Origin of the sequence: Rhodoblastus sphagnicola (assembly GCF_002937075.1) — a bacterium.
Taxonomy (GTDB): Bacteria; Pseudomonadota; Alphaproteobacteria; order Rhizobiales; family Beijerinckiaceae; genus Rhodoblastus; species Rhodoblastus sphagnicola.
In genome coordinates this window covers 21,481-28,659 of the sequence record NZ_NHSJ01000137.1, presented here as the reverse complement: position 1 = coordinate 28,659, position 7,179 = coordinate 21,481, and the positions used below count along the sequence as shown (strand labels likewise).

Here is a 7,179-nt window from a genome sequence, read left to right as displayed (position 1 = left end):
CCGCCGCCGGACGAACTTGGGCCGCCCATGACGATGAACGGGCCACCGCCGCCGCCACCGCCGCCCTTCCCGAAGCGCCAGATGATGAAGATCACCACGGCGACGATCAGGAAGGGCAAAATCGCGTTCAACAGCGACTCCGGCGAATCCTGCCGCAGGTCGGGCTTTTTCTGCCATTCGCTGGTGTCGGTGGTCAGGATCGAGATGATGTCGTCAACGCCACGGCTGACGCCGCCGGCGAAATCGCCGGACTTGAAGCGTGGGGCGATGCCGTTGACGATGATCAGTTTCGACAGCGCGTCAGTCAGAACGCCTTCAAGGCCGTAGCCGACCTCGATCCGCACCTTTCTTTCCTTGGGCGCGACCAGCAGCAGGACGCCATTGTTGTTCTTTTTCTCGCCCAACGCCCATTTACGAAACAGCAGGTTGGCGAAGGTCTCGATATCGCGATCTTGCAGGGAATCGACGGTCGCGACGACGAACTGGATGCTCGACTTGTTCTCCAGATCGAGCAGTTTGGCGTCGATCGCCTGCCGGCTGTCCAGCGGCAGAATGTTGGCCTGATCGACAACGCGTCCCGTCAGGTCCGGGAATTTCAGCTCCTGCGCCGGCGCGGCCGTCGCAAAAGCCAGAAAGGCCCACAGGCCCAGGATCAGCCAGGCGAAGACCGGGTGCGCCCGAACCGACGGCGCCCGCGGCATCGTCAGAATTTCACTTGCGGCGCCGATTGGGCGCCGTCCGCCGCGGTAAAGGCCGCCATCGGCTTCTTGCCGCGAAACACGGTTGCGGCCCAAAGCATCGAGGGCAAGGTCTCCAGCGTCAGATTGTAGTCGCGCACGGCCGAAATGTAATCGCGACGCGCGACGGCGATGCGGTTTTCCGTTCCTTCAAGCTGCGACTGCAACGCCAAAAAATTCTGGTTGGACTTGAGATCTGGATAGTTTTCCGAAATCGCCATCAAGCGCCCGAGAGCGCCGGAAAGCTGCGCCTGCGCGTCCTGGAACTGTTTGAGCTTGTCGGGATCGGTCAGTTGCGAAACGTCCACATGAATTTGCGTCGCCTTGGCGCGGGCCTCGGTCACGCCGACCAGCACGTCTTTCTCCTGCTTGGCGTAACCCTGCACGGTCGCGACAAGATTGGGGATGAGATCGGCGCGGCGCTGATAATTATTCTGCACGTCCGCCCATTTCGCCTTGGCCTCTTCCTCGGCGGTCGGAATGGTGTTGTAGCCGCAGCCCGCGAGGCTGAGGCCGATGGTGGCGATGGCGGCGAAATTTTTCAGCCGGGCTGAAAGGCGCATGGATCGCATCCTCAATTCGGGTCTGACGCGGAACCTCAATCTATGCGGAAGACGGCGCGCTCGCCAGCTTCTATTGCGGCACGGCCAGGACGATTTTGCCCTGCGCCTTGCGATCCCGCAGCATGTTCAACGCCTCGGCGATCCGTTCGAGCGGCAAAACGGCATGGACGTGCGCCGAAATCGTCTTGTTCGCCGCCCATGCGAAAATTTGCGCCATGTTTTCCCGGTGGGCCTCCGGTTCGCGTTTGACGAACGCGCCCCAATAGACCCCGATGATGGAACAGCCCTTGAGCAGCGTGAGATTCAGCGGAATTTTGGGGATTTCGCCGGCGGCGAAACCGATCACCAAGAACCGCCCGTTCCAGGCCAGGGCGCGCAAAGCCTGTTCGCTGAATGCGCCGCCGATCGCGTCATAAACGCAATCCACGCCACGGCCGTCGGTCATGCGTTTCAGCGTCTCTTTCAAATTTTCTGTGGAATAGTCGATCCCGCGTCGCGCGCCGAATTCACGGGCGAACGCGACCTTTTCCGGCGAGGAGGCGCAGGCGATGACATCAGCGCCCATGACCCGACCGAGTTCGACCGCCGCAAGCCCGACGCCGCCGGCGGCTCCGAGAACAGCCAAAGTCTCGCCGTCGCGCACCTGTCCCCGCTGCTTGAGCGCATAAAGCGTCGTGCCATAGGTGATGAACAGACCGGCGGCCTGGTCGTCGGACAAACCGTCCGGCACGGGCGCCAAATCCTCGGCGGACACGACCAGCCGCGACCGCGCGGCGCCATAGGCGCAATAGCCGGCGACACGCTGGCCGGTCGCAAAACCCTCGACGCCATCGCCGAGCGCGACCACGCGGCCGCAGAACTCGCCGCCCGGCGAGAACGGCGGCGGCGGCTTCACCTGATATTTATTGGCGATGATCAGCGTGTCGAAAAAATTCAGCGCGACGCGGGAGGGCGCGACGAGAACCTCGCCCGGTCCCGGCGACGGATCGGGCAGGTCGCGAAGAACCAGACTTTCCGGCGGCCCATGGGATTCGCATAGCGCGGCGATCATGCCTCGTTCCATTCCTCAGGGCGGCGGGCGCCCGCCCTGGCGTGAGCGTCAGATTTTCGCCCGTTTCGCGGAATATCCGACGGCGACCACGCTCTTGCCAAATAGAAAATGGCGCTATGATCCGCCCCAAGTGATTCGCCCCAAATGAAACCTGTCAACGGCTGCTCCATGATGTCATTTTTCCCGCGGCGCGCCCGCACGCTTATGATCGGACTGCTCACCGCTTCAGTCTGCGCGCTGACCCCGACAATGGGCGCGCAGGCCAAGGTCAAGAAGGAGAAGCCCGCGGCGGAGAAACCGTCCGACGACAGCGGCTCCAAGGCAGATAAAGGCAAAAAGGACAAGAAGGACAAGAAGACGGAAGAGAAATCCACGGATGCCGGAAAGACGCTGAGGCTCGGCACGTTCGGTGAATGGGGCGCCTATCAGACGCAGGGCAAGACCAAGACCTGCTACGCGCTGGCCAAGCCGAAGAGCCGCGAACCGAAGGCCCTGCCCCGCGAGGCCGCCTACGTGTTCATTTCCACGCGACCGGCGGAAAATGTGAAGAATGAAATCTCCATCATCATGGGATTTCCGATGAAGGACGGATCGGAGGCGAGCGCCGAAATCGGATCGGCGACGTTCAGCCTGCTCGCCAAGGGCGCCAACGCCTGGGTGAAGAACCCTGCGGAAGAAAGCCAGTTCATCGCCGCGATGAAGAAGGGCTCGAAACTGGTGGTCACCGCCGACTCGATCAAGGGAAAGACCACGACGGACACCTATGTGCTGACCGGCCTGGGCCAGGCGCTGGACAAGGTTCACAAGGAATGTCCGTGAGATCCGCGCGCGGAACCTGATCGCGACCGCGTCCCTCCCAACGTCGCAGGACCAAAGTGTGATTGTGGCCCTGCTTGTGAGATATTACGCCCTTGGGTCATAATACGTTTCGATCGTAAGGCGCTCTGTGGCTTGAAAAGAGTGGCGTCGATTGTTGTTGGGGAGGAATACATGTCCGAGAAAGTTTATCCCGTTCCGGCGGAGTGGGAAAACCGCGCCTTTATCAATGATGCGAAATACAAGGAACTCTACGCAAAGTCGGTATCGGACCCGGAAGCCTTCTGGGCGGAACACGGCAAGCGCATTGACTGGATCAAGCCCTTCACCAAGGTGAAGCACACGTCCTTTGATCCGCACAATGTTTCCATCAAATGGTTTGAGGACGGCACGACCAACGTCTCCCTGAACTGCGTCGATCGCCATCTCGCCACGCGCGGCGATCAGGTCGCGATCATTTGGGAAGGCGACAACCCCGACGACTCCAAGAAGATCACCTACAAGCAGTTGCACGAGGAAGTCAGCCGCTTCGCCAACGTGCTGAAGGCCAAGGGCGTCGCCAAGGGCGACACCGTCACCATCTACCTGCCGATGATCCCGGAAGCGGCCTACGCCATGCTGGCTTGCGCGCGCGTCGGCGCCGTCCATTCCATCGTGTTCGGCGGCTTCTCGCCCGACTCGCTCGCCGGGCGCATCGAGGGCTGCAAGTCCAAGGTCGTCATCACCGCCGACGAGGGCCTGCGCGGCGGGCGCAAGGTGCCGCTGAAAGCCAACGCCGACGCCGCCATCGCCAAGACCGGCGACATCGTCAAGACCCAGATCGTCGTCAAGCGCACCGGCGGCAAGGTCGCCTGGAGCGAAGGCCGCGACGTGTGGTGGCACGAGGAAACCGCCAAGGTTTCGGCCGATTGCCCGCCCACCGAAATGAATGCGGAAGACCCGCTGTTCATCCTCTACACCTCGGGTTCCACGGGCGCGCCAAAAGGCGTGGTGCATTGCACCGGCGGCTATCTGGTCTATGCGGCCATGACGCACCAATATGTGTTCGACTATCACGACGGCGACATTTACTGGTGCACCGCCGACGTGGGCTGGGTCACCGGCCACAGCTACATTGTCTATGGCCCGCTGGCCAATGGCGCGACCACGCTGATGTTCGAGGGCATCCCCAACTATCCGTCGATTTCCCGGTTCTGGGACGTTGTGGACAAGCATGGCGTGAATATTTTCTACACCGCCCCGACGGCGATCCGCTCGCTGATGGGCGCCGGCGAGGAGCCGGTGAAGAAGACCTCGCGCAAGACGCTGCGCCTGCTCGGCTCCGTCGGCGAACCGATCAACCCGGAAGCCTGGGAATGGTATCATCGCGTGGTCGGCGAGGATCGTTGCCCGATCGTCGACACCTGGTGGCAAACCGAGACCGGCGGCATTCTCATCACCCCGCTGCCCGGCGCCACCAAGCTCAAGCCCGGTTCCGCCACCCGCCCGTTCTTTGGCGTTCAGCCGCAGGTCGTTGACGCCAATGGCGGCGTGATCGAGGGGCCGTGCGAGGGCAATCTGGTCATCGCCGACAGCTGGCCCGGCCAGATGCGCACGGTCTATGGCGATCACGAGCGCTTCCAGCAGACTTACTTCTCGACCTACCCCGGCAAATATTTCACCGGCGACGGCTGCCGTCGCGACGCCGACGGCTTTTACTGGATCACCGGCCGCGTCGATGACGTCATCAACGTCTCCGGCCACCGTATGGGCACGGCGGAAGTCGAAAGCGCGCTGGTGGCGCATCCCGCGGTTTCCGAAGCCGCCGTGGTTGGCTACCCGCACGACCTCAAGGGCCAGGGCATTTATGCCTATGTCACCGTGATGGAAGGCATCGAGCCGACCGAAGAACTCCGCAAGGAACTGGTGGCCTGGGTTCGCAAGGAGATCGGCCCGATCGCCTCGCCTGACGTGGTCCAGTTTGCGCCGGGCCTGCCCAAGACCCGCTCAGGCAAGATCATGCGCCGCATCCTGCGCAAGATCGCGGAAAACGAGTTCGGCTCGCTGGGCGACACCTCGACGCTGGCCGACCCGACCGTCGTCGACGACCTGATCGCCAATCGCGGCGGCTGACGCCGCCTTAAGGCATGATATGCGAAGCCCTTCGTCCCCATGGACGAGGGGCTTTTGTTTTGCGCCGCGCCTTACTTCTTACGGTGCGCGATGAACGAACTCACGTGGTCACGGCCAAGGCGACCGAAGTCCCCAAGAGAAAGTCCCCCAGGAAACGGCGAAAGAGTCTCAGGCTCCGAGAATATGAAAAAGGCCGCCGTTTCCGGCGGCCTTCCCCTTCATTCGTGATGGCGAATGCCGGATCAGAAGTCCATGCCGCCCATGCCGCCGCCCGGAGGCAGCGCCGGACCGGCGTCCTTCTTCGGGGCCTCGACAATGATGGCCTCGGTGGTGATCAGCAGGCCGGCGATCGAAGCGGCGTCCTGGATCGCGGTGCGCACGACCTTGGTGGGGTCGATGATGCCGGACTTGACCATATCGACATAGGAGCTGGACTGGGCGTCGAAGCCGAAGGCGTAGTCAGAGGATTCCAGCAGCTTGCCAACCACGACCGCGCCATCGGCGCCGGCGTTGTCGACGATCTGCCGGGCCGGGGACTGGATCGCCTTGCGGACGATGTCCACGCCGGTCTTCTGATCGGCATTGACGGTCACCACGGCGTCCAGCGCCTTGATCGAGCGCAGCAGGGCCACGCCGCCGCCCGGGAGCACGCCTTCTTCCACCGCGGCGCGGGTGGCGTTCAGCGCGTCTTCCACGCGGTCCTTCTTTTCCTTGACTTCGACTTCGGTCGCGCCGCCGACGCGGATGATGGCGACGCCGCCCGCGAGCTTGGCCAGACGCTCCTGGAGCTTCTCACGGTCGTAGTCCGAGGTGGTTTCCTCGATCTGCGCCTTGATCTGGGCGATGCGGCCTTCGATGTCCTTCTTCTCGCCGTGACCGTCGACAATGGTGGTGTTTTCCTTGTCGAGACGCACCTTCTTGGCGCGACCGAGCATGGCCAGCGTGACGTTTTCGAGCTTGATGCCGACGTCTTCCGAAACCACCGTGCCGGCGGTCAGGATGGCGATGTCTTCCAGCATGGCCTTGCGGCGGTCGCCGAAGCCCGGCGCCTTGACGGCGGCGATCTTCAGGCCGCCACGCAGCTTGTTGACGACGAGGGTGGCGAGGGCTTCGCCTTCGACGTCTTCAGCGACGATCAGGAGCGGCTTGCCGGTCTGGACGACGGCTTCGAGCACCGGCAGCAGCGGCTGCAGGGTCGAGAGCTTCTTCTCGTGGATGAGGATGTAGGGGTCTTCCAATTCCGCGATCATCTTCTCGGCATTGGTGACGAAATAAGGGCTGAGATAGCCGCGGTCGAACTGCATGCCTTCGACGATGTCGGTCTCGGTTTCGAGGCTCTTGGCCTCTTCCACCGTGATCACGCCTTCATTGCCGACCTTCTGCATCGCCTTGGCGATTTCCTGGCCGATGAAGGTGTCGCCGTTGGCCGAAATGGTGCCGACCTGGGCGATTTCGTCGTTGGAGGTGACCTTCTTGGAGTTCTTCTTGAGGTCGGCGACAATCGCCTCAACCGCAAGATCAACGCCGCGCTTAAGATCCATCGGGTTGAGGCCGGCGGCAACCGCCTTGGCGCCTTCCTTGACGATGGCGGCGGCCAGAACGGTCGCGGTGGTGGTGCCGTCGCCGGCGATGTCGTTCTGCTTGGAGGCGACTTCGCGGACCATCTGGGCGCCGAGGTTCTCGAACTTGTCGGACAGTTCGATTTCCTTGGCGACGGTCACGCCGTCCTTGGTGATGCGGGGGGCGCCGAAGGACTTTTCGATGACGACGTTACGGCCCTTGGGGCCGAGCGTGACCTTCACGGCATTGGCGAGGACTTCCACGCCGCGCAGCAGGCGGTCGCGGGCGTCGGTGGAGAAACGGACTTCTTTAGCAGCCATGGGATGCTCCTGTGAGAATT

At 62.6% G+C, this 7,179-nt stretch carries 6 protein-coding genes; 2 read left to right on the top strand and 4 right to left on the bottom strand.

What is annotated here, in order from left to right; all coding sequences use genetic code 11:
- The 3 genes from CCR94_RS23285 to CCR94_RS23275 all read right to left on the bottom strand — a co-directional run.
- The coding region (locus tag CCR94_RS23285) for a TPM domain-containing protein (RefSeq protein WP_104510669.1) at positions 1-701 on the bottom strand (701 nt) is incomplete at its 3' end.
- 2 nt (positions 702-703) lie between these two features.
- Complete coding sequence (locus CCR94_RS23280) at positions 704-1,300, bottom strand: LemA family protein (protein ID WP_104510668.1); 597 nt, start codon at positions 1,298-1,300, stop codon at positions 704-706.
- 70 nt (positions 1,301-1,370) lie between these two features.
- Complete coding sequence (locus CCR94_RS23275; RefSeq protein WP_104510667.1) at positions 1,371-2,351, bottom strand: NADPH:quinone oxidoreductase family protein; 981 nt, start codon at positions 2,349-2,351, stop codon at positions 1,371-1,373.
- Between the two features lie 204 nt (positions 2,352-2,555).
- Between CCR94_RS23275 and CCR94_RS23270 the strand changes: the two genes are divergently transcribed.
- Both CCR94_RS23270 and acs read left to right on the top strand, forming a co-directional pair.
- A complete protein-coding gene (locus tag CCR94_RS23270; RefSeq protein WP_193938456.1) occupies positions 2,556-3,170 on the top strand; it encodes an invasion associated locus B family protein in 615 nt (204 codons plus the stop codon).
- A 171-nt stretch (positions 3,171-3,341) separates the two neighbouring features.
- Positions 3,342-5,279 carry an acetate--CoA ligase gene (gene acs, locus CCR94_RS23265; protein WP_104510666.1) on the top strand — a complete coding sequence of 646 codons (1,938 nt, stop codon included), beginning with the start codon at positions 3,342-3,344 and terminating at the stop codon, positions 5,277-5,279.
- Positions 5,280-5,521: 242 nt separating this feature from the next.
- Here acs and groL read toward each other — a convergent pair whose 3' ends face one another.
- Entirely contained in the window at positions 5,522-7,159 is a 1,638-nt protein-coding gene (groL, locus tag CCR94_RS23260; RefSeq protein ID WP_104510665.1) for a chaperonin GroEL, read from the bottom strand.
- Positions 7,160-7,179 lie beyond the last annotated feature (20 nt).